At 66.5% G+C, this 26,378-nt stretch carries 23 protein-coding genes and 2 pseudogenes; 9 read left to right on the top strand and 16 right to left on the bottom strand.

All coding sequences use genetic code 11. The annotated features are described in order from the left end of the window. Positions 1 to 46: 46 nt before the first annotated feature. The 4 genes from ACOABP_RS10110 to ACOABP_RS10095 all read right to left on the bottom strand — a co-directional run bounded on the left by ACOABP_RS10110 (position 47) and on the right by ACOABP_RS10095 (position 3,702). Complete coding sequence (locus ACOABP_RS10110) at positions 47 to 502, bottom strand: PA2169 family four-helix-bundle protein (RefSeq protein WP_474224853.1); 456 nt, start codon at positions 500 to 502, stop codon at positions 47 to 49. A gap of 187 nt (positions 503 to 689) precedes the next feature. After that, positions 690 to 1,286, bottom strand: a complete 597-nt coding sequence (gene ribA, locus ACOABP_RS10105) for a GTP cyclohydrolase II (RefSeq protein WP_474224852.1) — start codon at positions 1,284 to 1,286, stop codon at positions 690 to 692. 183 nt (positions 1,287 to 1,469) lie between these two features. Next, positions 1,470 to 2,291 (bottom strand): hypothetical protein, encoded by an 822-nt coding sequence (locus tag ACOABP_RS10100; protein WP_474224851.1) that lies wholly within the window; start codon positions 2,289 to 2,291, stop codon positions 1,470 to 1,472. A 301-nt stretch (positions 2,292 to 2,592) separates the two neighbouring features. Next, a complete protein-coding gene (locus ACOABP_RS10095) occupies positions 2,593 to 3,702 on the bottom strand; it encodes a 4-hydroxyphenylpyruvate dioxygenase family protein (protein WP_474224850.1) in 1,110 nt (369 codons plus the stop codon). A gap of 251 nt (positions 3,703 to 3,953) precedes the next feature. Between ACOABP_RS10095 and ACOABP_RS10090 the strand changes: the two genes are divergently transcribed. From ACOABP_RS10090 to ACOABP_RS10075, 4 genes and pseudogenes are all read left to right on the top strand, one after another. Continuing rightward, positions 3,954 to 4,787 (top strand): shikimate dehydrogenase family protein, encoded by an 834-nt coding sequence (locus ACOABP_RS10090; protein ID WP_474224849.1) that lies wholly within the window; start codon positions 3,954 to 3,956, stop codon positions 4,785 to 4,787. Between the two features lie 56 nt (positions 4,788 to 4,843). Next, a complete protein-coding gene (locus ACOABP_RS10085) occupies positions 4,844 to 6,169 on the top strand; it encodes an MFS transporter (protein ID WP_474224848.1) in 1,326 nt (441 codons plus the stop codon). A gap of 42 nt (positions 6,170 to 6,211) precedes the next feature. Then, positions 6,212 to 7,276 carry a porin gene (locus ACOABP_RS10080; RefSeq protein ID WP_474224847.1) on the top strand — a complete coding sequence of 355 codons (1,065 nt, stop codon included), beginning with the start codon at positions 6,212 to 6,214 and terminating at the stop codon, positions 7,274 to 7,276. Positions 7,277 to 7,409: 133 nt separating this feature from the next. Further along, a pseudogene (locus tag ACOABP_RS10075) lies at positions 7,410 to 8,143 on the top strand (LysR family transcriptional regulator). Between the two features lie 45 nt (positions 8,144 to 8,188). On the opposite strand, the gene ACOABP_RS10070 reads toward ACOABP_RS10075, so the two are convergent. Then, positions 8,189 to 8,956, bottom strand: a complete 768-nt coding sequence (locus tag ACOABP_RS10070) for an IclR family transcriptional regulator domain-containing protein (protein WP_066730723.1) — start codon at positions 8,954 to 8,956, stop codon at positions 8,189 to 8,191. Between the two features lie 146 nt (positions 8,957 to 9,102). Between ACOABP_RS10070 and ACOABP_RS10065 the strand changes: the two are divergent. Beyond that, a pseudogene (locus ACOABP_RS10065) lies at positions 9,103 to 9,945 on the top strand (sugar phosphate isomerase/epimerase family protein); the annotation flags it as partial. Positions 9,946 to 9,956: 11 nt separating this feature from the next. Here the strand turns inward: ACOABP_RS10065 and ACOABP_RS10060 are convergent. The 3 genes from ACOABP_RS10060 to glmU all read right to left on the bottom strand — a co-directional run bounded on the left by ACOABP_RS10060 (position 9,957) and on the right by glmU (position 14,286). Beyond that, positions 9,957 to 10,847, bottom strand: coding sequence for a DMT family transporter (locus tag ACOABP_RS10060; protein ID WP_474224846.1), 891 nt, complete (start codon positions 10,845 to 10,847; stop codon positions 9,957 to 9,959). 223 nt (positions 10,848 to 11,070) lie between these two features. Further along, complete coding sequence (gene glmS, locus ACOABP_RS10055) at positions 11,071 to 12,909, bottom strand: glutamine--fructose-6-phosphate transaminase (isomerizing) (RefSeq protein ID WP_474224844.1); 1,839 nt, start codon at positions 12,907 to 12,909, stop codon at positions 11,071 to 11,073. Positions 12,910 to 12,921: 12 nt separating this feature from the next. After that, on the bottom strand, positions 12,922 to 14,286 hold the full coding sequence (gene glmU / locus ACOABP_RS10050; RefSeq protein ID WP_474224843.1) for a bifunctional UDP-N-acetylglucosamine diphosphorylase/glucosamine-1-phosphate N-acetyltransferase GlmU: 1,365 nt from the start codon (positions 14,284 to 14,286) through the stop codon (positions 12,922 to 12,924). Positions 14,287 to 14,552: 266 nt separating this feature from the next. Here glmU and ACOABP_RS10045 point away from each other — a divergent pair, with 266 nt between their 5' ends. Continuing rightward, positions 14,553 to 15,377, top strand: a complete 825-nt coding sequence (locus ACOABP_RS10045) for a DUF6279 family lipoprotein (protein ID WP_474224841.1) — start codon at positions 14,553 to 14,555, stop codon at positions 15,375 to 15,377. Between the two features lie 80 nt (positions 15,378 to 15,457). Here ACOABP_RS10045 and ttcA read toward each other — a convergent pair whose 3' ends face one another. From ttcA to ACOABP_RS10030, 3 genes are all read right to left on the bottom strand, one after another. After that, on the bottom strand, positions 15,458 to 16,429 hold the full coding sequence (gene ttcA, locus ACOABP_RS10040) for a tRNA 2-thiocytidine(32) synthetase TtcA (protein WP_474224840.1): 972 nt from the start codon (positions 16,427 to 16,429) through the stop codon (positions 15,458 to 15,460). A gap of 133 nt (positions 16,430 to 16,562) precedes the next feature. After that, entirely contained in the window at positions 16,563 to 16,961 is a 399-nt protein-coding gene (locus tag ACOABP_RS10035) for a dihydroneopterin aldolase (RefSeq protein ID WP_066730711.1), read from the bottom strand. 24 nt (positions 16,962 to 16,985) lie between these two features. Beyond that, a complete protein-coding gene (locus ACOABP_RS10030; RefSeq protein WP_474224839.1) occupies positions 16,986 to 17,795 on the bottom strand; it encodes an SDR family oxidoreductase in 810 nt (269 codons plus the stop codon). 16 nt (positions 17,796 to 17,811) lie between these two features. Between ACOABP_RS10030 and ACOABP_RS10025 the strand changes: the two genes are divergently transcribed. After that, positions 17,812 to 18,990, top strand: a complete 1,179-nt coding sequence (locus ACOABP_RS10025; protein ID WP_474224838.1) for a class I SAM-dependent methyltransferase — start codon at positions 17,812 to 17,814, stop codon at positions 18,988 to 18,990. Between the two features lie 20 nt (positions 18,991 to 19,010). After that, on the top strand, positions 19,011 to 19,205 hold the full coding sequence (locus ACOABP_RS10020) for a DUF2905 domain-containing protein (protein ID WP_474224837.1): 195 nt from the start codon (positions 19,011 to 19,013) through the stop codon (positions 19,203 to 19,205). 331 nt (positions 19,206 to 19,536) lie between these two features. Here the strand turns inward: ACOABP_RS10020 and ACOABP_RS10015 are convergent, their stop codons facing one another. From ACOABP_RS10015 to ACOABP_RS10000, 4 genes are all read right to left on the bottom strand, one after another. After that, positions 19,537 to 20,778, bottom strand: a complete 1,242-nt coding sequence (locus ACOABP_RS10015; RefSeq protein ID WP_474224836.1) for a multifunctional CCA addition/repair protein — start codon at positions 20,776 to 20,778, stop codon at positions 19,537 to 19,539. Between the two features lie 2 nt (positions 20,779 to 20,780). Next, entirely contained in the window at positions 20,781 to 21,470 is a 690-nt protein-coding gene (locus ACOABP_RS10010; RefSeq protein ID WP_474224835.1) for a glutathione S-transferase family protein, read from the bottom strand. A gap of 201 nt (positions 21,471 to 21,671) precedes the next feature. Further along, positions 21,672 to 22,694, bottom strand: a complete 1,023-nt coding sequence (locus ACOABP_RS10005; RefSeq protein ID WP_474224834.1) for a complex I NDUFA9 subunit family protein — start codon at positions 22,692 to 22,694, stop codon at positions 21,672 to 21,674. Positions 22,695 to 22,790: 96 nt separating this feature from the next. Next, positions 22,791 to 24,758, bottom strand: coding sequence for a lytic transglycosylase domain-containing protein (locus ACOABP_RS10000; protein WP_474224832.1), 1,968 nt, complete (start codon positions 24,756 to 24,758; stop codon positions 22,791 to 22,793). A 101-nt stretch (positions 24,759 to 24,859) separates the two neighbouring features. Between ACOABP_RS10000 and ACOABP_RS09995 the strand changes: the two genes are divergently transcribed. Continuing rightward, entirely contained in the window at positions 24,860 to 25,504 is a 645-nt protein-coding gene (locus ACOABP_RS09995; protein ID WP_474224831.1) for a 5-formyltetrahydrofolate cyclo-ligase, read from the top strand. A 42-nt stretch (positions 25,505 to 25,546) separates the two neighbouring features. Here the strand turns inward: ACOABP_RS09995 and ACOABP_RS09990 are convergent, their stop codons facing one another. Next, positions 25,547 to 26,317 carry a Mut7-C RNAse domain-containing protein gene (locus tag ACOABP_RS09990; RefSeq protein WP_474224830.1) on the bottom strand — a complete coding sequence of 257 codons (771 nt, stop codon included), beginning with the start codon at positions 26,315 to 26,317 and terminating at the stop codon, positions 25,547 to 25,549. Positions 26,318 to 26,378: the final 61 nt, after the last annotated feature.

The raw sequence follows: 26,378 nt of genomic DNA, 5'->3' as shown, positions 1-26,378 counted from the left end.
AGGCGCCTCTCGATGGAGGCGCCTTGCGTCATATTGACCGGATCATTCATTCACCGCTCGCGCGATAGCGATTGCGCAAATCCCGAATCAGGTCGTGATTACGCAGCACGCCCTGGTATTGCCGCTCGATCAGCGCGCGAATATCGAACGTGAGATCGGTTTCCTGCAGCGCATCGGCATACTTCTTCTTGGCAACGTCCTCGCCCTTCTCGGTCTCTTCCAGAATGGCCAGATCGGAGCGATCAGTTACTGCGGTGCGCAGGCTGATCCAGCCGCGATGCAGCGCACCGGCCATGCTGCCGTGATCTTCAGGCTTGCCGCCCAGAGCGGCAACCTGGCCCTGGAGTTCGCGCACTGCCGCGCCGATCTCGGTGGCCCGACTGGAAAACAGAGTCTTCAGTTCCGGATTCCTGGCATCGTCGGCAGCCTTGCGAAACCCCTCCTCGCCATCGCGCGAAACTTCGATCAGGTCGTTAAGCACAGAGACATTGTTGTCAGCCATAACGGACTCCTCTCATCACAACGCGCGCGCACCGCGCGACGCGCATGGAACATCCCGCGCGGCGCATGACGCGGCGCGGCCCTTTGTTCCACGATAGAGGAGTGGCCCCGGCCGGGCTGTCGGGGGGCCTCGCAAGGCGTTGTCGGCCTATGCCTACAGGCCGGCAACGTGCCGGGCGCCTGCCAGGTCAGTCCAGCAAGTGCCCCATGCGCGACCGCTTGGTCGCCAGGTACTTCTCGTTTTCGGAGTTGGCCGGCACGATGTGACGCATCTGCTCCGTCACCCGGATGCCCGCGTCTTCCAGCGCCTTGATCTTGATGGGATTGTTGCTCATCAGCCGCACCGACGTGACGCCCCACTGGCGCAGGAAATCGGCGGCAAATGCATAGGTCCGCGAATCGATCGCCTGGCCCAGTGCCAGGTTGGCATCGACGGTATCCAGGCCGGTGTCCTGCAGCGCATAGGCGCGGATCTTGTTCGACAGGCCGATGCCGCGGCCTTCGTGGCCGCGCAGGTACAGCAGCACGCCGCGGCCTTCCTCAGCAATCTTCTTCATGGCGAGGTCAAGCTGCTCGCCACAGTCGCAGCGGCACGAGCCGAACACATCGCCGGTCAGGCACTCGGAATGCAGGCGCAACAGCACGTTCTCGCCCGAGATGTCGCCCATCGAGAGCGCAAGATGTTCGGTGCCGGTGTCCACGCCCTGGAAGGCATGGGCGGTGAATTGGCCATAGCGGGTCGGCAGACGGGCGGAGCCGATCAGCTCACTTTCTAGGTCTTTCATATTGATGTTCGCTGGAGGCGCCATGGGGCCCGCGGGGCATGATGCAGGCGCGGGGCAGGCGCGCCACGGAGCGCCGATTGGGAGAGGCGCCGACGCGGCATGCCGGCAAGGATACCGCGAAATGCATTCCGCCATCCGCCGAGGGGTTACCGGGCGGTAGGCCGCACATGGGCCGGGGCGGGGTCAATCGGGGACAAATAGCCCGCTCGAACGCGCGCGCCGGACGCGAACCGGCTGGTTGTTCCGGCCAATCAGGGTAAAGCGATATCTGAACTCGGCCGGCGTCAGGACTGCCGTATCGGGCACATGCCTGCGGCAACGATAGCGCTGGATGCCCCGCTCGGTCAGGAGGAAATCCAGGCGTTGGCGCCAGGAGGATGCCTGGAGGTCGTCCCGCATCGAGCGATCGGTGAAGCCTGTCGCCGCTTCGATCAGTTCAAGCAGCCGGCGCAGGCGGGCAATACTGTCAGCCGGACTTGTGGAAGGGAGCATGTTCGCGGTGTCCGGGTTCTCGGACGCATCCTGAACTGCGCCAAATTTCCACAATGGCTCGTGATGCGCAAGACGGTTCCTGAATGCGTGCAGTTCGAAGACGAACGCCAGCGCTCGACGACGGATCTTCGCGTCACGCCATTGCGCCACCGGGGCACTAAGCGGATGAAACGGAAATATGGCCGGCAGGATCAGATTCGCGTGCGCGTGATCGATATTGCGAAGGACAGCGGGCCAGAAACCCAGCGAAAGGCTTGCCACCATCTCATCCGCGTCAAGTGCCCCCCTGGATCGGCGCTGGCGCACCTCTTCGATGCGCCGTTGTGTCGTCGGGCTCAGCGTCTTCCAGATCTGGTCATACCAGTGCGTGCTCGTGCTTCGGCCTCTTGTGTAAAACAATGACATCGCGCGATGGATGCTGTTGCGCAGCACGATCTCGAAGTATGCGAGGTGCGACGCGAAGCATGATGAGACCTCACCATTCCACAAATACAAACCGATGGCTTCGTCCATCGTTTTTGTCTTGAAGTATCTTCGGTAGCTGCTCAGGCGTCGCGACGAAACGACGCGCTCGAAATTCTCGTTAGATGATGTTCGCATGGCAATTGACAGTGTCCGGACGGTTCCATAGGATTGCGCCTGAGACGTCGATCGGCATACCCCGCAAGGGCGCCCCGGCGTAAGGAGTAAAAGGCCTCCCAATCGGGAGGCCTTTTGCTTTGTAGCGCGCCGGAAATGCCGCGACTATGAGACAACGGCGCAATCGCAAATGGATTTGCGTGGACATCGCCCCACCGTCAGATCCGCCGGAAGATCACCCTCGATACAGCGCCTCAAGAACAGGCAGGTTGCCCTCGCCAAATCCATGGTGGCCGTCGCGCTGGACGATCTCGAAGTAGAACTCGCCTGCCTCGCGCTTCGCGAATGCCTGCAGGAATTGCTCGGCGCCGTTGTCGGGTCGCACGACGCCGTCGGCCAGGATGCCATGGCGGCGCAGCGCGTCGACGTCAAGCCGATGCCCCGGCAGCCGGGCGTCCAGCGTGTCGTAGTAGGACGCAGGAGGCTCCACGAACGACACGCCATTGCGCGCCAGAATGCCTGCGCTGGCTACCAGGTCATCCGTCGCCAGCGCGATGTGCTGGATGCCCTCGCCATGGGCATCAGACAGGTAGTGACGCATCTGGTCATGGCGCGGGGTGCCCTTCTCGTACAACGGGATGCGGATCTGGCCGCACGGCGACAGCAGCACGCGCGCGTCGCTGGCCAGTTGCCATTGCGGATTGACCTCATGGATCTCGCGGAACCCGAGCACACGTCGATAGAAATCCATCCATTCATCGAGATGCCCGGCATCCACCGCCTGGGCCAGATGGTCCACACGTAGCAAGCCCGCATCGGCATGCGGCGAAGCGGGTGGCAAGGGGCGGAAGTCGACGTCGTAGATCGAGATATCGCCAACGTCGCCGGGCCGGCCCTCCTTGCCGCGCCAGCGGTCCACAAAGTAGATCAGGGACTGGCCGATGCCCTGGATCGCCGGGATATTGAGTTCCATGGGCCCCACGGTACCGCCCTCGAACGGCCACGCGCCCGCCTCCACCGCACGCGCGTAGGCGGCGGCGGCGTCCTGCACGCGCAGTCCCAGCGCGCAGATCGACAGGCCGTATTCCGATGCGTAGCGCACCGCGAACGAGTCGGGCTCGGCATCGACGATGAAATTCATCTCGCCCTGCCGGTATAGCCGCACGTTCTTGTGCCGATGCTGCGCAATCGCAGAAAAGCCAAAACGTTCGAAGGTCCGGCCAAGCTGGACGGGGTCGGGCGACGCGAATTCGATGAATTCGTAGCCCTGGACGCCCAGCGGATTGTCCCAGGTCTCGAAGCCATCCACGCTGGGCGCGAACACGTTGGAGGCGGCGTCTGTCATGGGTCTTTCCTGTACGAATATGGGCATGCCGATCATGCCTGCTGCGGCTTGCAGGCACCCCTCCGTAGAAACCCCAGCTCCGGTCATTGATCGCCCATCAGCGTTCATTAATCGCGCGAAGTCGGCTTCAGTACGCTTGGCCCCGGGGGCCCCGCGCAACTACTGTTACGTCATGACAAGGCCCCCCGGCGGCCACGCATAGACAGATCGCACGACGATCCCCTGACGACCACCTTCGCCCCCGACCTCCCATGATCAATGGCAAGACACTTCTCATCGCGCACCTCGGCTATCCGACCGAGTCGTTCAAGGCGCCGATGATCTACAACCCCTGGTTCGCCAGCCAGGGGATCAACGCCGTGGTGGTGCCGATGGGCGTCCGGCCCGACGACTATCCCGCCTTCTTCCGCGCACTGTTCCGCCTCACGAACATCCGGGGGGCGCTGGTCACCATGCCGCACAAGGTGACCACCGTGGAACTGGTGGACGAACTCACGCCCACCGCGCTCATCGCCGGCGCATGCAATGCCGTGCTGCTGCGCGATGACGGCAAGCTCGTGGGCGACCAGTTCGACGGCGCCGGCTTCGTCAACGGCATCCGCCGCAAGGGCTGCCAGCTGCCGGGCGCCCGCGCGATGGTGTCCGGATGCGGCGGGGTCGGCTCGGCCATCGCCGCATCGCTGGCGGCCGCCGGCGTGGCCGAACTGGCGCTGTTCGACACCCGCGAGGCATCGGCAGACGCGCTGCGCCAACGTCTGTCCGCCCACTATCCGGCCTTGCGCGTGGTCACGGGACACAACGACCCGCATGGCTACGACGTGGTGGTCAACGCCACGCCGCTCGGCATGAACCCCGGCGACCCGCTGCCGTTCGACGTGTCGCGCATCGCGCCGGGCGCAACCGTCGGCGAAGTCGTGATGAAGTCCGAATACACGCCGTTCCTGGAGGCCGCCTCGGCACGCGGCTGCAAGGTCCAGGTCGGTACCGACATGCTGTTCGAGATGATCCCGGCCTATCTGGAATTCTTCGGCTTCGGCACCGCCACGCCCGATGCCCTGCGCGAGGTCGCCACCATCCGCTACTGATGGCGCCGCGCCAACCCACTACACAAACATCACCCATCCACGGTGGAGACAGACAGATGACAACCATTCACAAGCCGCTGGCCGCGCCCCCCGCCATCGACGGCTCGATGCTGGGCAAGATCCGCGCAAGCATGGCGATCGGCAAGGTGCGCTGGGGCATGCTGGCCCTGGTGTTCTTCGCCACCACGCTCAACTACATCGACCGCGCGGCGCTGGGCGTGCTGCAGCCGGTACTTGCCAAGGCCATGTCCTGGACGGCACAGGACTACGCAAACATCAATTTCTGGTTCCAGGTGGGCTATGCGATCGGCTTCGCGCTGCAGGGCCGTTTGATCGACATGGTCGGCGTCAAGCGCGCCTTTGCACTGGCGGTACTGCTGTGGAGCATCGCCTGCGGCGCGCACGCGTTCGCGGCCAGTGCGGTCGGCTTCATGATCTGCCGCTTCTTCCTGGGGCTGACCGAGGCCGCCAACTACCCGGCCTGCGTCAAGACCACGCGCATGTGGTTTCCCGCTGGCGAACGGGCCATGGCCACGGGCATCTTCAATGCCGGCACCAATGTCGGCGCGATGCTCACGCCGGTCATGCTGCCGCTGATCCTGCAGGCCTGGGGCTGGCAGGCGGCGTTCCTGGCGGTGGGTACGCTGGGTGCCATCTGGCTGGTGTTCTGGTGGCTCAGGTACGCCAACCCGGACCAGCATCCCACGGTCAGCGCCGCAGAGCTGGCCTATGTCACCCGCGACACCGAGCCCGCTCCGCAACGCATTCCGTACTCGCGCATCCTGCGCATGCGCGGCACCTGGGCCTTTGCACTGGCCTACGCCATCACCGCACCGGTGTTCTGGTTCTATCTCTACTGGTTGCCGCCGTTCCTGAACCAGCAGTACCAGCTTGGCATCAGCGTCACGCAGATGGGCATTCCGTTGATCGTGATCTATCTGTCGGCAGATATCGGCAGCGTCGGCGGCGGTGCGCTGTCGTCGTGGCTGATCAGCCACGGCATGCCGGCCGTCAAGGCCCGGCTGCTGTCGATGCTGATCTTCGCGGTGTGCATCGCATCGATCGTCTTCGCGGCCGGCGCCAGCAGCCTGTGGATGGCGGTGGCCGCCATCTCGGTCGCCATCGGCGCCCACCAGGCGTGGACGGCCAATATCTGGAGCATGGTGATGGACTACACGCCCAAGCACGTCATCAGCTCGGTGTTCGGCTTTGGCGGCATGATCGGGGCCATCGGCGGCATGTTCATGACGCAGCTGGTTGGCTATGTGCTCACCGCCACCCACAACAACTACGCCGTGCTGTTCACGATGATTCCCTGCGCGTACTTCATCGCGCTGGCCTGGATGTTCCTGATGGCTCCCCGCCAGGTGCCCACGGAATAACCGCCCCTTCAACGCACGGGAACCTACCCTCAGGGAATCTCCATGAAGAAGCAACTGATGACGCTGCTCGCGTGTGGCGCGGGCAGTGCGGGGGCGTTCGCCCAGACCACCGGCGGTGTGACGCTGTACGGCCTGCTCGACACCACCATCCGCTACAGCACGAACGAGGACGCCGCCGGCCGCGGCAAGGTACAGATGACCGATGGCGTGCTGACCGGCAGCCGCTGGGGCATTCGCGGCACCGAGGACCTTGGCAACAATCTCAAGGCCTGGTTCATCCTGGAGTCGGGCTTCAACCCGGATGTGGGCACCAGCCAGCAGGGCGGCCGGCTGTTCGGCCGCACGGCCGTGGTGGGCTTCGACGGCGACTACGGCAAGCTGGCGCTGGGCCGCCAGTACACGCTGGCGCACGAAGTGCTGTCGTCCTACGAGGCCATGGCCTTTGCCAACAACTCCATCGTCGGCTACCAGGGCGGCAACTACACCGGCCTGCGCTACGACAACACGCTCAAGTACATCAAGAGCTTTGGGGGGCTGCAGGTGGCCGCCGCGTACACGTTCGGCGAGGTGCCGGGCAGCATCAAGAACAGCTCGGCCGCGGCAGGGTCGCTGGTCTACAGCTACGGCCCGTGGGAGGTGGGCACGGTCTACCAGCAGACGCAGAACGTGACATCGGCATTCTTCGGCGCGGTGCTGGCGGCACAGGCCAGCAAGCAGACCGTCTGGGGCCTGGGTGGGACGTACAAGGGCACCCGCGCGCAGTATTACCTGGGCTATACGAACAACCGGCTCGACGTGGCCGACTATCGCAACAACGTCGGCTACATCGGCACCCGGTATTCGATCACCGATGCGCTGAGCTTCATCGGCACGCTGCAGTATGACTGGCTCCGGCACGCTGGCCAGGGCGGCAAGCGGCTGACCACGGCTGGCATGCTCGACTACGCATTCAGCAAGCGCACCGACGTCTATGTCGAGGTGGACTATACCCACCTGCAGGGACAGTGGATCGCCCTGAACAGCTCGCCGAACTTCGCCAATAGCGGCAATACCTACGGCAATGCCACGCGGCTGGGTGTGATGGCCGGCGTGCGGCACAAGTTCTGACCGGGCCGGGCGCACAGACTGCCGCGCGGCCGCAGTGCCCCTCCTCGCCGGTGGCTGGCGCGCTGGCCGGCCCTGGCGTATCGTTGCCCACTTGCGCCTGCCACCCGGCCTGCCCCGCCCACCCGCCGCCATCATGGATACCCCGACCGCGCCGAATGCGCCGAACGCGCCGAACGCGCCGAACGCGAACAACGATCCGTTCCTGAGGGATCTCCGCCTGTTCTGCACCGTCGCGCGGCGTGCCAGCTTTATCGCCGCCGCCAACGACATGGGCCTGTCGCCGGCCCACGTCAGCAAGCGCATCGCCATGCTCGAAGCCATGCTCGGCGCCCGGCTGTTCCACCGCACCACGCGGCGCGTCAGCGTATCGACATCCGCATCGGCGAGGTGGAGGAACCCCACCTGATCGCCACGCGCATCGCCCCCGGCCAACGCATCCTGTGCGCCGCGCCGGCCTATGTGGCCCAGCGCGGACTTCCTGCCGAACCGGCCGACCTGGCCCAGCACGACTGCCTGCTGCTGCGCGAACGCGACCAGGCGTTCGGCGTCTGGCGCCTGCAGGCAGAGGGCCGCAGCGCCACGGTCAAGGTCACGGGGCCGATGGCCTCGAACCACAGCGACGTCACGCGCCAGTGGGCGCACGACGGCTTTGGCATCATCATGGCCTCGGCCTGGGACGTCGCCGACAGCCTGCGCGCCGGCGAACTGGTGCGCGTACTGCCCGACTGGCATCTGCCAGCTGATATCTGGGCGGTGACGAGCGCACGGGCATCGGTGTCGCCGCGCATGCGGGTCTGCCTGGACTTCCTGCGCACGCACCTGACCGAAGGCCCCTATTCGCTGCGCAACACGCCGGGCGATGCCTGACGGCGGCTGACGAAGGCTGACGGCGCCTGAATCCGACTGGCAGCCCTACAGCACGCGCATGATCGACAGCGCCGTGTCCTGCAGCACGTTCAGCACGCGGCCCAGCGCCTGCTCGGCTGTCTCGTCGCCAATCTGCATGTTGACCGACAACGCGGCGATGACGCGTCCGTGGCGGTCGCGCAGCGGCACGGCCACGCCGCGCACGCCGATCTGCAACTGCTGCTCCACCACCGCGTAACCCTGCGCGCCGGCCTTGCGGATGTCCTGCAGCAGGCGGTCGTGCTGCAGGATCGTGTACGGCGTATAGGGCGTCAGCACCACGGTTTCCAGCCAGTTCCGCACGTTCTCCTCGGGCAGCGACGCCAGCATCATCACGCCGGCCGACGCCAGCGGCGCGGGCACGCGCGCCCCCAGCACGAAGCCCGTGCTCATCACGCGGCTGGTGCTGGTACGCGAGATGAAGACCAGTTCCCAGTCATCGAGCACGCTCAGATAGGCCGCCTCGCCCACGGCGGCCGTGATCTGCTGCAGGAACGGCTGCACCGCACGCGGCAGCCGCGCCGAATCGAAATAGGACCAGCCCACCTTGAGCACGCGCGGCGTCAGGCTGAACAGCGTGCCCTCGCTGGTGGTGTAGCCCAGGTGCTCCAGCGTCAGCAGGTAGCGCCGTGCCGCCGTGCGCGTCAGACCCGTCAGCTGCGCGGCCTGCGTTGGCGTCAGCCGGGGATGGTCGTTGTCGAAGGCCTCCAGGATGGCCAGCCCCTTTTCCAGCCCGGCGATCCAATCGCGCCGGTTCAGCGGTTCTTCGCTCATGGTGTAAACCCGCAGTCTGCGCGGCAGTCGATCATGATGGCGCGATTGTCGCACGCAGTGGCGCGAATAGTGGTTGTTTGGTCCACGGGCGGCACCTACCCTGCCTCTATCGCAGCCTTGCAGCCGCCGTTTTCCATCCGATTGCCATGCGCCACCTTCGCCCTCACGCCACGTCCATCGCTACCATCTCCCTGTCCGGCACCCTGCCGGAAAAGCTTGAAGCCGCCGCAGCCGCCGGGTTCGACGGCGTCGAGATCTTCGCCAAGGACTTGCAGGATTTCTCTGGCACCGCCGCGGACCTTCGCCGTTACGCGGCGGGTCTGCATCTCGACATCCTGATGTACCAGCCGTTTCGCGATTTCGAGGGCATGCCGGCCAGCCAGTTCGACGGCAATATGGCGCGGGCGGCACAGGCGTTCGATGCCATGGAGGCACTGGGCACGGATCTGCTGCTGGTGTGCAGCAACGTGCAGGAAGCCGCCAGCGACGATCCGGAACGCGCGGCGGCCGACCTGTGGCAACTGGCCGAGGCCGCCGGGCGGCGCGGCCTGCGCATCGGCTACGAAGCGTTGGCCTGGGGCCGTCACGTGCGCCACTGGCGCCAGGCCTGGGATATCGTCCAGCGTGCCAGCCACCCGGCGCTGGGCCTGATCCTGGACAGCTTCCACACACTGGCGCTGGCCGCGTCGCAGAACGAACCGGTGGCCGAAGCGCTGCGTGGCATCGACGCCATCCCGGCCGAGCGCCTGTTCTTCGTGCAACTGGCCGATGCGCCCCGCATGGCGCTGGACGTGCTGTCCTGGAGCCGGCACCACCGCAATTTCCCCGGCCAGGGCGAACTGGACGTAGCGGCCTTCTGCCGGGCAGTGCAGGGAACCGGCTATCGCGGCCCGCTATCGCTGGAGATCTTCAACGACGTGTTCCGCGTGACCCCGCCGCTGCCAGTGGCACGCGACGGCCTGCGGTCGCTGCAGTGGATCGAAGAGCAGGCTGCCGGGGATCAGGCCGCCACCACCGCCACCCTGCGCTCGTAGAACATCGCCGCCGTGCCGCCCAGTCCGCTGACGGCAATCGCGGCCACGCCCAGCAGTGCCCAGCCGTCGGGCACGTAGCCGAAGATCAACCAGCCGCCGATCATGGCGAACGCGATCTGCAGGTAGAGGAACGGCGTCAGCACGGCCACCGGCGCGCGCGAATAGGCCAGGATCAGGAACAGGTGGCCCACCGTGCCGGCCAGGCCCATCGCGCCCAGCAGCAGCCAGTGGATGCCATCGAGATGACCGGCCCAGCCCAGCGGCAAGGCCAGCGTCAGCGCCCCCGTGGCAATCAGGCCGGTCAGGAAGTGGGTGGTGCCCGCGCCGTCGGCGCGCGTCAGCACGCTGGTAATCAGCTGATAGGCGGCGCTGGTCACGACGATGCCCAGCGGCAGCAGCATGGCGGGTTCGAACCCCGCCGCGCCTGGCCGCACCACCATGATGGCCCCGGCGAATCCGAGCAGCAGGAAGGCCCAGCGCAGCACCGACACATACTCGCCCAGCAGCACCGCAGCCACGACGGCAATCACCATCGGCGTCAGCATGGCTACGGCCGTCACCTCGCCCACGGGCAGGTAACGCAGGCTGAAATAGACGCACACGCTCGACAGCAGCAGCGTGGCCGCGCGCAGCACCTGCAGCACCAGCCGATGGGTGCGCAGCAGCGTCCGGCCGCGCCGGGGCAGCAATACCGCTCCCGTCAGCATCATCTGCACCGCGTAGCGCGCCCAGAGCGCCATGACCACCGGCACCGTGCCACTGATGATCTGCGTCATCGTGTCGAGCGTGGCAAAGCGCGCCACGGCGGCCGTCATCAGCAGCACGCCGTGCAGGGTGGTGGAAGCAGGGGAAGTCATGACAGCCGGGAGCGGAAGCGGGAGAGGTTCCGCCAGCTTACCTGCGGGGGGCACCGCCGATCATGTGCCGCAATGGCAGTAATGAGTGCGTTGCCAGCGAATAATCGCCGGCCGGAATCTGGTATGACGACGTGGCAGGGCAAAGACAAAGGCCGCCCGAAGGCGGCCTTTCCGGCGATGGCTCGCTGGCCCGGAGGCGCGATGGCGAGCCGGACGGCGGGAATTACTCCACCGTCACCGATTTCGCCAGGTTGCGCGGCTTGTCCACGTCGGTACCGCGCGCGCAGGCCGTGTGGTACGCCAGCAGTTGCAGCGGCACAACGTGCAGGATCGGCGACAGCGCGCCGTAGTGCTCGGGCATGCGGATCACCTGGATGCCGTCCGACGACTGGATATGCGTGTCAGAGTCGGCAAACACGTACAGGCGGCCGCCGCGTGCGCGCACTTCCTGGATGTTCGACTTCAGCTTTTCCAGCAGCGCGTCGTTCGGGGCCACCGTCACCACCGGCATGGCTTCCGTCACCAGCGCCAGCGGGCCGTGCTTCAGCTCGCCTGCCGGATACGCTTCGGCATGGATGTACGAGATTTCCTTGAGCTTGAGCGCGCCTTCCAGGGCAATCGGATAGTGCAGGCCACGGCCCAGGAACAGCGCGTTCTCGCGACGGGCAAAGTCCTCCGACCAGGCGATGATCTGCGGCTCCAGCGCCAGCACGCCATGCAGCGCGGCGGGCAGGTGGCGCAGGTTGGTCAGCGCGTCGGCTTCCTGCTGCTCGGTCAGGTGGCCGCGCACCTTGGCGAGTGCCAGCGTCAGCATGTACAGCGCGGCCAGCTGCGTGGTAAACGCCTTGGTCGATGCCACGCCGATTTCGGTGCCGGCGCGCGTCAGGAAGCGCAGTTCCGTCTCGCGCACCATCGCGCTCGTCGCCACGTTGCAGACGGCCAGCGTATGCGTGTGGCCCAGCGAGCGGGCGTGGCGCAGCGCGGCCATCGTGTCGGCGGTCTCGCCCGATTGCGAGATCACCACCACCAGCGCGCGCGGGTTCGGCACGGTGTCGCGGTAGCGGTATTCGCTTGCCACTTCCACCTGGGTCGGGATCCGGGCGATCGATTCCAGCCAGTACTTGGCCGTGCAGCCCGAGTAGTAGCTGGTGCCGCAGGCCAGGATCAGGATGCTGTCGATATCGGCAAACACCTGCGCGGCGTTCTCGCCGAACAGTTCCGGCGTGATGGCGGCAATGCCTTCCAGGGTATCGCCCAGCGCACGCGGCTGCTCGAAGATTTCCTTCTGCATGAAGTGGCGGAACGGGCCCAGCTCCACGGCGGCGGCATGCGCTTCCACCACGCGCTCCTCGCGCTGCACCTCGGCGTCATGCACGTCGCGGATCGTGGCGCCGGCGCGGGTCAGCTCGACCACGTCGCCCTCTTCCAGATAGATGATGCGGTTGGCGGTGCCGGCCACGGCCAGCGCATCCGACGCCAGGAACGACTCGTCGGTGCCCAGCGCCACCACCAGCGGCGAGCCGGCGCGCGCGCCGACCACCACGTCGGGCTGGTCCTTCGCCACCACGGCAATCGCGTAGGCGCCATGCAGGCGCTTGGTCACCGCGCGCACCGAGCCGAACAGGTCGCCACGCGTGGCGCTGCTGGGGTACGTGTAGGCCTGGTGGATCAGGTGGGCCACCACTTCGGTATCGGTCTGCGACTCGAAGCCATAGCCCACGGCGCGCAGTTCCTCGCGCAGCGGCTCGTAGTTCTCGATGATGCCGTTATGCACCAGCGCAATGGTCTCGTCCGAGAAGTGCGGGTGTGCGTTGACGGTATCGGGCTTGCCGTGCGTGGCCCAGCGCGTGTGGGCAATGCCCAGATGGCCGCCCAGGCCCGACGACTGGGTCTGGGTGTCGAGGTCGGCCACGCGCGACACGGTACGCGCACGCTCCAGGATCGCGTCGCGCACCACTGCCACGCCGCAGGAGTCGTAGCCACGGTATTCCAGGCGACGCAGCCCTTCGACCAGGACGGGAACGATATTGCGGTGCGAAACCGCGCCGACGATGCCACACATAACTGAACCCCTTTATTTTTTCGGTTGCTTGACCGGACGCTGCCAGGCGTCGATCGTCATCTGTTTTGCGCGCGACAGCGTGAGCTTGTCGGCCGGTGCTTCCTTGGTCAGCGTGGTGCCCGCGCCAATCGTGGCGCCACGGCGCACGGTGACGGGCGCCACCAGCTGCGTATCGGACCCGATGAAGACATCGTCCTCGATCACGGTGCGGTGCTTGTTCACGCCATCGTAGTTGCAGGTAATCGTACCCGCGCCGATGTTCACGCGCTGGCCGACGGTCGAATCGCCCACGTAGGCCAGGTGGTTGGCCTTGCTGTGGCTGGCGATCTGGCTGTTCTTGACTTCGACGAAGTTGCCGATATGCACATCCTGGCCCAGCTCGGTGCCGGGGCGCAGGCGGGCGTAAGGGCCGATACGGCCATCCGGCCCGATCTTTGCTTCCTCGAAATGGCAGAACGGTTGCACGCGTGCGCCAGCGCCGACGGTGGTGTTGCGGATCACGCAGTGCGCACCGATATGCACGCCATCTTCCAGGTGCACGCGGCCTTCGAACACGCAGCCTACGTCGATGGTCACGTCGCGGCCGCAGGTAAGCTGGCCCCGCACGTCGATGCGCGCCGGATCCAGCAGCGTCACGCCCGCTTCAAGCAGGCGTTGGGCGATATTGCGCTGGTGGATGCGTTCGATCTCGGCCAGCTGGACCTTGCTGTTGATGCCCAGCGTTTCCCACACTTCGGCGGGCTGGGACGACACGATCTCCACGCCGTCGGCGGCGGCGCGCTCGATGGTGTCGGTCAGGTAGTACTCGCCTTGCGCGTTGTCGTTGCGCAGCGTGGACAGCCAGCGGCGCAGGTGGGCGGTCGGGCAGACGATGATGCCGGTGTTGATCTCGCGGATGGCGCGTTCTTCGTCGCTGGCATCCTTCTGTTCGACGATGCGTACGACATTGCCGGCAGCATCGCGCACAATACGGCCATAGCCGGACGGATCGGCCAGTTCGACGGTCAGCACACCCATGCGTTCGTTGCCGGCGGCCTGCACCAGGTGACTGAGCGTGGCGGTCGACGTCAGCGGAACATCGCCGTAGAGCACCAGCGTGGGCTGGGCGTCATCGAGCAGCGGCAGCGCCTGCATGACAGCGTGGCCGGTACCCAGTTGCTGGGCCTGCTCGGCAAATGCAACATCGTCGGCGCCCACCGCCTGGCGCACATGCTCGGCCCCGTGGCCGACCACGACGACCAGCCGGGACGGCGACAGCGTGCGGGCCGTGTCGAGCACGTGAGCCAGCATCGGTTGGCCGGCTACCGGGTGCAGCACCTTGGGCAGCGCTGAGTTCATGCGCTTGCCCATGCCCGCGGCAAGAATGACGATATTCACAAGGAGGTTCCTAAGTGAGTGTGTCTGAGAAAAAGCTGAAGAATCCGAGCCTGGGAGCACTGTGGCCGATGTGGCTGAACCGTTGCCACGACTGGGCTGGCGGGCGATTCGCCGGCCCCGGAAACATGCGCGCCGATTCTAGCACGCGGGCCTGTGCCGCATCGGGTCGATCACCTCGCGTTACCGTTGTTCACATTTGGTCACGCGGCGTTTTTGCATGGTTTGCAGCATTTACCGTGATTCTGGCGTTGGCTGGATGCAACGCGATGAAGCTCGGCTACCAGCAGGGCGACCGCCTGGCCTACTGGTGGGTGGATCGCTACGTCGATGTTTCCGACGCCCAGGAGCCGCCCACCAAGGAAGCCATCGCACGCTTCTTTGCCTGGCACCGGCGCGCCCAGTTGCCCGAAATCGCCACGGTGCTGACCCGCGTACGGGGCGAAGTCGGTGGCGAGGTCAGTCCGGCCATGGTGCGGCAGGTCCAGCAGGACTCCCAGCGCCTGGGTCGCCAGGCCTTCGACAATGCGGTACCCGACCTGGCCGACCTGATGCTGACGCTGACGCCCGACCAGATCCAGCGGATGGAAAGCAAATTCGCCGAAAGCAACGCCAAATACCGCAAGGAATTCCTGAAATCCGACCCTGCGGCCCGCACCGATGCCCGCTTCGACAAGATCATGAGCTACGCCAAGCTGATCTACGGGTCGTTCTCCAATGACCAGGAACGGGCCATCCGGGACGCGATGGCGCCCTATATGCAGAGCGCCGACGCGCGCTACGCCGAGCGCGTCAAGCGCCAGCAGGAATGGGTGGCCCTGGCCCGACAACTGTCCACGACCCGCCCGCCCAAGCCCCAGGCCGAAGCCATGCTGCGCAAGTACGCCGACGACTGGCAACGGCCTGGCAGCGGCGAGCAGCGCAGTACCTCGGCCGGCGTGGACCTGACCGTCAGGATCGCCAATATGACCACGCCGGACCAGAAGGCGCATGCCGTCAAGCGCTTTGACGGCTGGATCAACGATACGCGTTCACTGGTGGCCGAAAGCGGCGTGTCGCCCCAGGCACCCCAGACACCCCAGGCCGCCAGGTAACGCCAGCCAGCCTGACTCCATCAACGAAAAAGCCCCGGGGCCATGCCACGGGGCTTTCTTCTATGGCGCAGCGGCGCCAATCAGGCCGCAGGCTGGCCCGCCGGCTCCGAAACGGGTGCGGCAACAGGCTCCGAGGCTGCCTCTCCCGCCTTCTGGATCTTGTCGAAGCGCACGAATTCCATGCGATTCGGCTCGACGTTCCCGGTGAACTGAAGCGCCTGCTGGCTGAAGGTGGTCTCGCCGAACAGCGATGCCTCGTCGACCTTGGCCAGGCCGGTGGCCAGGCCCGTGAACGGGAACAGCTCGGTATCGGCCAGATGCGACGGCACCACGTTGCGCAGCGCCGAGAAGATGTTGTCGATGCGGCCCGGGTGCTCGCGCTCCCACTGCTGCACCATCTCGCTCACCTTCTTGCGCTGCAGGTTTTCCTGCGAGCCGCACAGGTTGCACGGGATGATCGGGAATTCCATGGCACGCGCGTACGACGCGATGTCCTTTTCCGCGCAATAGGCCAATGGACGAATGACGATGTGCTGGCCGTCATCGGTGGCCAGCTTGGGCGGCATCGCCTTCATCTTGCCGCCGAAGAACATGTTCAGGAAGAACGTGTTGACGATGTCGTCACGGTGGTGGCCCAGCGCGATCTTGTTCGCGCCCAGTTCCTTGGCCGTGCGGTAGATCACGCCCCGGCGCAGGCGCGAGCACAGCGAGCAGGTGGTCTTGCCCTCGGGCACCTTCTCCTTGACGATCGAGTACGTATCGGCCTCGACGATCACATATTCCACGCCCGTCGACTTCAGGTACTCGGGCAGGATGTGCTCGGGAAAGCCCGGCTGCTTCTGGTCCAGGTTCATCGCGATCAGCTTGAACTGGATCGGCGCCCGCTTCTGCAGCGCCATCAGGACCGACAGCATCGTGTACGAGTCCTTGCCGCCGCTCATGCAGACCATGACGGTGTCGCCGTCCTCGATCATGCCGAAGTCGCCGATGGCCTTGCCGGTCTGCGACTGCAGACGGGTTTCAAGCCGATAGAAGTTAGCCGAGTGACTCATAAGACGTACCTGTAACGGGGTGGGCGCTGAATAATGGCCACGTCCCCGATAGAAATGCCGGAATTGACGGGGCGATATTCTACTGGACCGGCCCGTCCGGCGCTGTGCGCGTCCCGAGTCGCCCCGGTCTTCGTCAGGCCGGCTTGATGTGGAACACCTCTACGCCAACCGAATCGCAGTCGGGGTAGACGTCGGGCTTCTCGGTCGAAACGCGTACGGCGCGCACCTTGGGATGCTGCAGCATGGCGCGCGCCACGTCGTCGCACAGCGTCTCCTGCAGGTGGATATGGCCCTGGGCCATGCGGGCCGCCACCGTGTTGCGCATGAAATCGTAGTCGACCACTTCCTCCAGCCGGTCGGCCTGGGGGGTGGTTTCGGACAGCGACACGAACAGGTCGATGTTCACCAGCACGCGCTGTTCGCCCTTTTTCTCGAATTCATGCACGCCGATGTTGATCTGCACTTCGTAGTTGCGCAGGAACATGCGACGGCAGTCTTGCAGGCTGGGATGGGAAAGGGCGGCAAAGGTCATGGCAGGGTCAATCAAGGTACGGCTTCATTCAGTCAGGAACATCACGTCGCGGGCCAGCGGCATCAGGTGCTGGCCTCCGTCGACGTACAGCGTGGTGCCGGTCACGGCGCGGGCCACGGCCAGGTAGGCCACGGCCTGGGCGATATCGTCGGGCGTGCTCGACTTGCCCAGCGGCGTCATGCCGTGGGCCCGCACGAAGCCCGGGTCGGACTGGTCGCCGGACACCAGCGTGATGCCCGGCGCCACGCCCACCACGCGCAGGCGCGGGGCCAGCGCCTGCGCCAGCTGCACCGTGGCGGTCTGCAGCGCAGACTTCGACAGCGTGTACGACAGGAAATCGGGGTTCAGGTTGTTGAGCTTCTGGTCCAGCAGGTTGATCACCACGCCGCGCTGCTCGGTGTCGTTGCCGTCGGCGCCAAGCGCCTTGTGCATCTCACGCGCCAGCAGCAGCGGGGCTGCCACGTTCGTGCGCATATGGGTATCGAGCGATCCGTACGAGAAGCTCGTGGCCACGTCGTACTGGAACAGCGATGCATTGTTGACCAGGCAGGTCGGCGCGCCCAGCACATCCACGCAGGCGGCTACCAGCTTGCCCGTGGCGGCTTCGTCGGACAGGTCGGCCTGCAGCACGGCGGCGCGGCGGCCCAGCCCGCGGATCTGCGCGGCCAGCGCCTCGGCTTCGTCGCGCGACCGGTTGCAGTGGACGGCCACGTCCCAGCCCTGCGCGGCAAGCTCCAGCGCGATGGCGCGGCCCAGCCGGCGCGCCGCGCCGGTCACCAGCGCCACGCCGCGCGATTGGACGCCAGCGGCGCCCTGAGTGTTCGAATCTGGCATTGCTACAATTCGCGGTATGCAGAAAGTCGCTAGTCTACCCCTTCCCTCCGCCGATGCGCTTGACGCGTCCAAGGCCCTCTCCATCGTTATCGGCGACGCCATCGCGGCCTCGGGCGGCTGGATCGGCTTTGACCGCTACATGTCGCTGGCGCTCTACGCCCCCCGGCTGGGCTATTACAGCGGCGGCGCGGCCAAGTTCGGGCGCGGCGCCGACGACGGCAGCGACTTCATCACCGCCCCCGAACTGACCCCGTTCTTCGCCCGCACGCTGGCCCGCCAGTTCGCGCCGCTGATCGGCATGTCCCTGCCGCGCGTGATGGAATTCGGAGCCGGCACCGGACGGCTGGCCGCCGACCTGCTGCTGGCGCTGGAGTCCGATGGCGCGCTGCCCGAGTCGTACAGCATCGTCGAACTGTCCGGCGAACTGCGCGCACGCCAGCAGGACACGCTGGCCCGGCGCGCGCCCCACCTGGCCGGCCGCGTGCAATGGCTGGACGCCCTGCCCGACAGCTTCGAGGGCGTCATCGTCGGCAACGAGGTGCTCGACGCCATGCCCGTACGGCTGTTCGCCCGTATCGGCGGCCAGTGGCACGAGCGCGGCGTGGTGCGTCAGGGCGATACGTTCGCGTACGAAGACCGGCTGCTCGACGCCGCCGCCGTGCCGGCGCAACTCCACGAGATTCCCGGCGACCACGACGTGGTCACCGAGACCCATGCCGAAGGCGAGGGCTTCACGCGTGCCGTGGGCGCCCTGCTCAGGCGTGGCGCGGCATTCTTCATCGACTATGGCTTTCCGGCATCGGAGTACTACCACGCGCAGCGCGTGGGCGGCACGCTGATGTGCCACTACCGCCATCATTCGCACCCCGATCCGTTCCTGTACCCGGGGCTGCAGGACATCACGGCCCACGTCAATTTCAGCGGTATCGCCGAGGCGGCGACCGACGCCGGGCTGGCCGTGGCGGGCTTTGCCTCGCAGGCGCGATTCCTGATGAATGCCGGCATTACCGACCTGATGATGTCGCTGGACCCATCCGATGCACGCAACTTCCTGCCGCAGGCCAACGCCGTCCAGAAGCTGCTCAGCGAGGCCGAAATGGGCGAGCTGTTCAAGGTCATCGCGCTGACACGCGATCTCGACGACGCCGTGCCGCTGGCCGGATTCGCCCGCGGCGACCGCAGCTACGCACTCTGACCGATCAACGGGCCATCACCATGTTGCGCTGGACCTTCACCATCTTCCTGTGCGTGATCGTGCTGTCGTCGGCGTTGCCGTGGCTGCAGAAGATCGGCCTCGGACGCCTGCCCGGCGACTTGCGCTTCCGGCTGTTCGGCAAGGAATATGTATTGCCGTTCGCGTCGACGATCCTGCTGTCGCTGGTGGCGCTGGTGATCGGGAAGATCCTATAGCGCTGCACGGCTTGAAACGCCCGCCCTCTCCCTAACCCTCTCCCGCCAGCGGGAGAGGGGACGCGCCCCCGGCAATCTGCGTAACCTGCGGTTTGCTCCCCTCGCCCGCTGGCGGGAGAGAGCAGTGCCCCCGGCAATTTGCGTAACCTGCGGCTTGCTCCCTCGGCCGCCTGCGGGAGAGAGCAGTGCCCTTGGCAATTTGCGTAACCTGCGTTTTGCTCCCCTCGGCCCGCCTGCGGGAGAGGGCAGTCCCCTCGGCAATCTGCGTAACCCGCGGTTTGCTCCCCTCGCCCGCCTGCGGGAGAGGGGCCGGGGGAGAGGGCAAGCGGATCTAGTCCGACAACCCCAGTTTTTCCGCCACCGCCGCCACGCGCGCCTTGTGCACCTTGTCCTTGATCAGGTCGACACGATCCGCGCACGCTTTCGCGATCGCCCCGGCATCGACCGATGCCGCCGCCTCCCGGGCCGCCAGCAGCCGCGCGGTCTGCGGATAGTCCCGATCCTCGAATCCCAGCCTGCCACGGGCATCGGCCTCGCATGCCTGCAGCGCTTCGGCAAACCGGTCGGGCTTGCGCAGCGCGTCGCTACGCTCCACCAGCCGCGTCAGCGCCGCCGCACCGAATTCGACCGAGCGATGAATGTTGCCGTGCTCGCGCGCCACCAGCAGTGCCAGTTCGCGGCAGTCGTTCGGCACGCGCAGGCGCTTGCAGACCGCTTCCAGCAGGTCCACGCTGCGCTGCTCGTGGCCGATATGGCGCGGCAATACGTCTTCCGGCGTGGTGCCCTTGCCCAGGTCATGGGTCAGCGCCGCAAAGCGCACCGGCAGCGACGCACCCTGCGCGGCGGCGTAGTCGACCACCATCATCACGTGCACGCCGGTATCCACCTCGGGGTGGTAGTCGGCGCGCTGCGGCACGCCCCAGAGCCGGTCCAGCTCGGGCAGCAGCCGCGCCAGCGCGCCGCATTCGCGCAGCACGTCGAACATGCGCGATGGCCGGGCTTCCATCAGGCCGCGCGCCAGTTCCTGCCAGACGCGCTCGGGCACCAGCGCATCGACCTCGCCCATTTCCACCATCCGGCGCATCAGCGCAACCGTTTCGGGCGCCACCGAGAAATCATGGAAGCGCGCCGCAAAGCGTGCCGCGCGCAGGATGCGCACCGGGTCTTCGGCAAATGCATCGGACACATGGCGGAACAAACGCGCCTGCAGGTCCTGCCGGCCGCCGTACGGATCGACGATCGGGCCCACCAGGTTGTCGTGGTCGTCCACGGCCTGCGCCATCGCGTTGATGGTCAGGTCGCGGCGCACCAGGTCATCTTCAAGCGTGACATCGGGCCCGGTGTAGAACGCAAACCCCTTGTAGCCGACGGCCGTCTTGCGCTCGGTTCGCGCCAGCGCGTACTCGGCCCTGGTCTGCGGATGGAGGAAGACCGGAAAATCCTTGCCCACCGGCTTGTAGCCGGCGGCCTCCATCTGCTCCGGCGTGGCACCCACCACCACGTAGTCGCGATCCTGGCTCGGCAGGCCCAGCAGTTGGTCGCGGATGGCCCCGCCGACGGCGTACACCTGCATGGTCAGCCCGTGACGATGATCGCGTCGGCCCGTTCAGGCTGCGTGCGGTAGGGTTCGTCGGCCGGCACGAAATCGCGCTCCTCGCGGGCGCCCGCCACCCATTCCTGCATGGCCGGCAAGGCGAGGATGAAGTCGGCGTACGCCTTGGCGGCCTCGGGCAGATGCACGCCATAGGTGGCAAAGCGGCTGACCACGGGCGCGTAGAACGCGTCGGCAATCGTAAATTCGCCAAACAGGAACGGCCCGCCGGCGCCGTAGCGCGCACGCAGGTCTGTCCAGATCGCGGCGATGCGATCCACATCCTGCTGCACGGCCACGTTCCAGCCCAGGCCCGGCAACACGGCGGTAGCGTTCATCGGCATCTGGCTGCGCAGGTTGCCGAAGCCCGAGTGCATCTCGGCGCAGACCGACCGCGCCGTGGCGCGTGCGGCCACGTCGGCCGGCCACAGCGTCTTTTGCGGAAACCGTTCGGCCACATATTCGGAGATCGACAGCGAATCCCACACGGTCACATCGCCGTCAATCAGTGCCGGAACCTTGCCGGCGGGCGAATAGCGGGCGATCTCGGCGCCGAAATCCTTCGTGAACAGGCGCAGCGGAATTTCCTCGAATTCGATGCCGGCGTGGCGCAGCAGCAGCCACGGCCGCAGCGACCAGGACGAATAGTTCTTGTTGCCGATGACGAGCTTCATCGTGAAATCCTTGGGGGCGAAAACAGAGGCAAACGAAAGGCGAAAGGCGAAAGCGGATGACGCGGGCGCCGGCATGCGGCCGGGCGTCCCGAGCCACACATTCTATCGGCCCGGCGCACGGCCTCCAAATGAAATGCGCTCGCAAGGGCTGTGAGCGCCAATCACATCGGCGCAAGTTCCGTGCCCCCGGACGATGGCGCTTCAGCGATGCACGCTGCCGCGCATGGACTGGAAGAACGTGTCGCGGCTGCGCCCGGCCAGCACGTCGGTCATCACCACCTCCAGGCTCACGGGGTGCACGCCGAGTTCCTCCGCCATGGGCTCGCCGAGCACGTTGTCCAGGCGCATCGAATCGAGGTTGTCGCGCGACAGCACCGCGCCGCCCGGCATGTGTTCGAGCACCGCGGCCTGCATGCGCGCCAGCGCGTCGGGCAGCGCGATGATCGGTCGCGGATGGCCCGACGCCCGGCCCGCGAACTTGACCAGTTCCTCCAGCGTGTACACCTGCGGGCCGCCCAGTTCGTAGGTTTGCCCGACCGTCGTCCCATTGGCCATCGCGTTGACGAAGGCCTGCACCACGTCCATCACGAACACGGGCTGGAAGCGCGCGTGGGCGCACGCCAGCGGCACCACCGGTGCCATCTGCTGCAGCTGGGCGAACAGGTTCAGGAAATGATCGTCGGGACCGAACACGACCGACGGCCGGAAGATGGTCCAGTCCAGCCCGCTCTCGCGCACGATGCGCTCGCCTTCGCCCTTGCTGCGCAGGTACATCGACGGCCCCTGCGTGTCGGCGCCAAGCGCGCTCATGTGGATCAGGCGGCGAACGCCGGTGCGGTTGCAGGCCTCCACCAGCTGACGCGGCAGGTCGACATGCGCGGCGGCAAACTGCGGCCCGTATGGGTCGGCGCGGTCGCCGTGCAGGATGCCCACCAGGTTGACGACGATGCCATCGACGCCAAGCGGGCCGATGGCGTCATCGAGCGAGGCCGCGTCGGACAGGCCCAGTTCGGCCACTTCCACGCGCGGCAGCAACAGCAGGTGCTGCGCGTGTTCGATGCTGCGCGCCCCGACCACGATGCGGTCGGGGGCAATGGGACTATCGGGATTGGTGGCCGGATCGAGCGGCGCGCCGGAGGCGGACGCCGCGCCGGCCAGGCGGGACACGAGGTGGCTGCCGATGAAACCGGCACCCCCGACAACAAGGACGTTGCTGGTCTTCATTCTGGGCTCCGTGACGTTTCGTGTGACGCTTGCGTGATGCACGCGTCCCGAAGGTCACGGAGCCAGCACCCCGTCCCGATGCAGGGTAACGCAGGGTCAGGGCAGGCTGGTCGTCGTGACCGAGGACGGCGCGACCACCCCGAGCCGGTCTTTCAGCGACTGGGGACGGCCACTCATCAATGCAGCATAGTACGTAGCGTTGGAAAGCACATTCTTGACATACGTTCGCGTTTCCGTGAACGGGATCGTCTCTGCAAAGATCGCGCCTTCCACGGGCCGCGACAGGCTCGAACGCCACGATTTCGGGCGTCCCGGGCCGGCGTTGTAGCCGGCCGACGCCAGCGTCCATGAACTGTCGAGGTCCGTCAGTACCATGCTCATGTAATTTGTACCGAGCAGGATATTGATGTTCGGATCGCCCATCATCGACGGCGAGAAGTCGGCCATGCCGATCTTCTTCGCCACGTATTTGGCCGTGGCCGGCATCACCTGCATCAGGCCGTGCGCACCCGCCGACGACCGCGCGTTCATGATGAAGCGCGATTCCTGGCGGATCAGGCCGTACGCCCACGCCATGTCCAGGCCCACGTCGTCGGTGGCGCGCTGCATGATGTCGCGATACGGCATCGGGAAACGCTGGGCGAAATCATGTTCGGCCTTCGTACGATCCGACGTGTTGACCGTGCGATCCAGCAACTCGATCTTGCGCGCGTACTCGGCGGCGGCGATCAGCTCGCGGTCGCTCATGCCGCGCAGTTCCCAGTTCCACTCGCGGTTGCCCTCGAAGCGCAGGTTCAGGTCATAGAACTTCTGCGCGCGGACAAAGCCCGGGCGCGTGCGCATTGCCATGGCCTCGGCGTCGCTGACCGTGGTGCGGGCCGGCAGCGTGATCCGGTTGCCCAGTTCCTCGCTGGCCAGCTGGCCGTAGAAGTTGAACTGGCCGGCAATCGACTGGAATTGCGCCTGTGCATCGGCGGTGCGGCCGTCGGCCTTGAGCGCGCGGCCGTACCAGTATGTCCAGGCCGGGTCCTTGGCACGCAGCTCGGAACGCATCAGTTCGACCGACTGGCGCACCTGCTTCCAGTCGCCCTGGCGCAATGCGGCGCGTACGCGCCATTCCTGGGATTCGTCAGACAGCCACTGGTTGCCGCCCAGGTCCATCTGGCGGCGGTAGTAGCTGGCCGCTTCCGGCATCAGCTTCTTGGCCGCGAACTGGCCGACCACACCCCATGCGGCGCCCTGTTCGTCACGCGACAGGCCACCGGCAATGGTATTCAGGTAGGACGCGGCCTGCGACGGGTCGTTGCGGGCCATCTTGACCACGGTGGCCAGCGAATCGCTGTCCACGCGCGCATCGGGCACGGCGGCCGCAATCTTGGCCGCCAGCGTCGTGTAGTTCTGCTCCAGCGCCTGGCGTGCCTGGAACGCCACGTCGCTGCGCTGGATCTGCTGGCTCTGCGCCAGGTAGCTCACCAGGTCCACGCAGCCGTCGCCGTAGTAGCGCGGATCCACCAGCGTGGCGCGCGCCTCGGCGGCCACGTTCTGGCCCTTGAGCGCCTTCGACAGCAGCGCGTAGCACTCCACCTGCGTGTCGTCCTTGAGCACGAACTGCGGGTACTGGATGTCGAAGTTGGCCCAGTCGCGCTTCTTGCCCAGCACCAGCAGCCAGTCGTTGCGCATGCGGTCGGCAATCGCCTCGCCCTGGTAGCGCTGCAGGAAGGCCGCCACTTCGGCGTCGGGGGCGTCGATGCGCGCCTGGCCGCCGGCGTCGAACATCTGCGGCTTGATGCGGAAGTACTCGACGTACGAGGGGATCGGGTAGTCGACCAGCGTGGCCGAAATGGCGGCGGCGCGGTCCACGTCATTCTTGCGGGCGGCTTCGCGCAGCGCCACGAAGGCGTCGTCCGGGTTGGACGGAATCATCGTCGGCGCAGCCGGCTGCTGCGGGGCCGGACGCGACGGTGCCGGCTTTTTCTGCGCGTATGCCGGCATCGCCAGCACCGCGCCTGCGAACGCGAGCCAGGCGATGCGGCCGGCCCGGCGCAGATATACTCCCTTCGACATTCTTGGCTATCCCTTATGTGGTGGCACGTGCCCATTCACGAAGACAGGCACGCATCCTTCATTTGTTTCTGATTGTCTGATCGCGGTCATTATTGCACGCCATGCCCCCATCCCAAGCCCCGGACAACGGGCCTGACGCCCGTCAATTCCGCGCTGGCACGGACCAGCCTGCCGACCTGCCCGCAGACCCTGCCCATGACCGCCGCGCCCTGCGCCGCGACCTGCTGGCGCGGCGTGCCGCGCTGCCCGATCGCGCCGCGTCCGATGCCGCCATCGACCATGCGCTGGGGCCTCTGCTGGAACGCCTGGGCGTACGGAAACTGGGGTTCTACTGGCCGATCCAGCAGGAATTCGACGCGCGCGGCACGGTGACCCGCTGGCTGGGCGCGATGCCCGGCCGCGTGGCCGCCCTGCCCGTGGTCTCGGCCCCGGGCACGCCGCTCGATTTCCATCTCTGGACTCCTGACACGACGATGCGCGCCGGCCACTACGGCATCCCGGTACCCGATGGCACCGAGGCCGTGACGCCCGACGCGCTGCTCATTCCCTGTGTCGGTTTCAGCGCCAACAAGTTCCGCCTCGGTTACGGCGGCGGCTTCTACGACCGCACGCTGGCAGCCCTGGCCGGCCTGGGCGCCACCCCCATCGCCATTGGCATCGGCTTCGGCGCCTGCGAGATCCCGCTCGTGGCGCAGGCGCACGACCTGCCGATGGACTGGCTGGTCACCGAAGCGGGGGTGCGGTAGCTCGCGCGGCCACCTGGTCGTCGCCTGGTCGTCGCCTGGCGGTCAGCCTGGCGCGGCGTCCGGGGCTGGCGCCCGGTCGCGGGTCAGCCCGTCCACCAGTTCGCGCATCCGTTTCCAGTGCGAGCCTTCCCAGAACACCCTGCGGCATTGCGGGCACGTGACAAAGCGGTCATGGCGCTCGAAAACGCCGTCCGGCACGCGGCCCTGTGCGTCTGGCTTGTCGATTCGCCGCAGCGGCACGTTGCAGGTCAGGCATAGCGAGAACGGCCGGGCGCTGCGCGCCAGGTCGAGCCGCGCGAAGATCTCCTGCGCCTGCAGCGTCGACTTGATCGCCCGCACGTAGCAGCCGTGCGTGATCTCGCGGCGCTTGAGCAGTTCGCGGTCGCGCGTCAGCACGATACGCTGCTCGTCGGCCGCGATGCGGGCAATCTCGCTGTCTTCGAAGTGGTTGTCGTAGAGGGTGTCGAAGCCGCTCATGCGCAGCAGGTGCGCCAGGCCGCCCAGGTGGGCATCGGCGATGAAACGGATGCTGCGCAGCGGATGCTCGCGCACGCGCAGCAATGGCGTGACATCGAGCGATTCGAATTTTGGATAGACGGCTACGCGGTCGCCGTCTTCGACAAGGCGCTCGAACAGCGCCGATTCGCCATTCACGAGGATCAGTTCCACCTCGGTATGCGGCACGCCCAGCGCCTCGATCATGTGCTTGACCGTGGCGGCGCGCGCACAGGGGCACGACAGGTCCCGGCGGCGCTGCGATGGCGCCAGAAAGTCGTTCAGTTCCTCGTAGAAACGGAAGATGGCGGTGACCATGGCGGCGAGTATGCCACCATCGCCCGGGGGCTGCCGATCGCTGGCGATTGGGCTATGCCGG

This window comes from Cupriavidus sp. HE11 (genome assembly GCF_056097175.1).
This window is presented reverse-complemented; position numbering and strand designations above follow the sequence as displayed.

Bases quoted from the DNA above. Each gene is read 5' to 3' on its own strand.
- ACOABP_RS10110 (WP_474224853.1), bottom strand. From the start codon at position 502: ATGGCTGACAACAATGTCTCTGTGCTTAACGACCTGATCGAAGTTTCG.
- ribA (WP_474224852.1), bottom strand. From the start codon at position 1,286: ATGAAAGACCTAGAAAGTGAGCTGATCGGCTCCGCCCGTCTGCCGACC.
- ACOABP_RS10100 (WP_474224851.1), bottom strand. From the start codon at position 2,291: ATGGACGAAGCCATCGGTTTGTATTTGTGGAATGGTGAGGTCTCATCA.
- ACOABP_RS10095 (WP_474224850.1), bottom strand. From the start codon at position 3,702: ATGACAGACGCCGCCTCCAACGTGTTCGCGCCCAGCGTGGATGGCTTC.
- ACOABP_RS10090 (WP_474224849.1), top strand. From the start codon at position 3,954: ATGATCAATGGCAAGACACTTCTCATCGCGCACCTCGGCTATCCGACC.
- ACOABP_RS10085 (WP_474224848.1), top strand. From the start codon at position 4,844: ATGACAACCATTCACAAGCCGCTGGCCGCGCCCCCCGCCATCGACGGC.
- ACOABP_RS10080 (WP_474224847.1), top strand. From the start codon at position 6,212: ATGAAGAAGCAACTGATGACGCTGCTCGCGTGTGGCGCGGGCAGTGCG.
- ACOABP_RS10070 (WP_066730723.1), bottom strand. From the start codon at position 8,956: ATGAGCGAAGAACCGCTGAACCGGCGCGATTGGATCGCCGGGCTGGAA.
- ACOABP_RS10060 (WP_474224846.1), bottom strand. From the start codon at position 10,847: ATGACTTCCCCTGCTTCCACCACCCTGCACGGCGTGCTGCTGATGACG.
- glmS (WP_474224844.1), bottom strand. From the start codon at position 12,909: ATGTGTGGCATCGTCGGCGCGGTTTCGCACCGCAATATCGTTCCCGTC.
- ACOABP_RS10045 (WP_474224841.1), top strand. From the start codon at position 14,553: ATGAAGCTCGGCTACCAGCAGGGCGACCGCCTGGCCTACTGGTGGGTG.
- ttcA (WP_474224840.1), bottom strand. From the start codon at position 16,429: ATGAGTCACTCGGCTAACTTCTATCGGCTTGAAACCCGTCTGCAGTCG.
- ACOABP_RS10035 (WP_066730711.1), bottom strand. From the start codon at position 16,961: ATGACCTTTGCCGCCCTTTCCCATCCCAGCCTGCAAGACTGCCGTCGC.
- ACOABP_RS10030 (WP_474224839.1), bottom strand. From the start codon at position 17,795: ATGCCAGATTCGAACACTCAGGGCGCCGCTGGCGTCCAATCGCGCGGC.
- ACOABP_RS10025 (WP_474224838.1), top strand. From the start codon at position 17,812: ATGCAGAAAGTCGCTAGTCTACCCCTTCCCTCCGCCGATGCGCTTGAC.
- ACOABP_RS10020 (WP_474224837.1), top strand. From the start codon at position 19,011: ATGTTGCGCTGGACCTTCACCATCTTCCTGTGCGTGATCGTGCTGTCG.
- ACOABP_RS10015 (WP_474224836.1), bottom strand. From the start codon at position 20,778: ATGCAGGTGTACGCCGTCGGCGGGGCCATCCGCGACCAACTGCTGGGC.
- ACOABP_RS10010 (WP_474224835.1), bottom strand. From the start codon at position 21,470: ATGAAGCTCGTCATCGGCAACAAGAACTATTCGTCCTGGTCGCTGCGG.
- ACOABP_RS10005 (WP_474224834.1), bottom strand. From the start codon at position 22,694: ATGAAGACCAGCAACGTCCTTGTTGTCGGGGGTGCCGGTTTCATCGGC.
- ACOABP_RS10000 (WP_474224832.1), bottom strand. From the start codon at position 24,758: ATGTCGAAGGGAGTATATCTGCGCCGGGCCGGCCGCATCGCCTGGCTC.
- ACOABP_RS09995 (WP_474224831.1), top strand. From the start codon at position 24,860: ATGCCCCCATCCCAAGCCCCGGACAACGGGCCTGACGCCCGTCAATTC.
- ACOABP_RS09990 (WP_474224830.1), bottom strand. From the start codon at position 26,317: ATGGTCACCGCCATCTTCCGTTTCTACGAGGAACTGAACGACTTTCTG.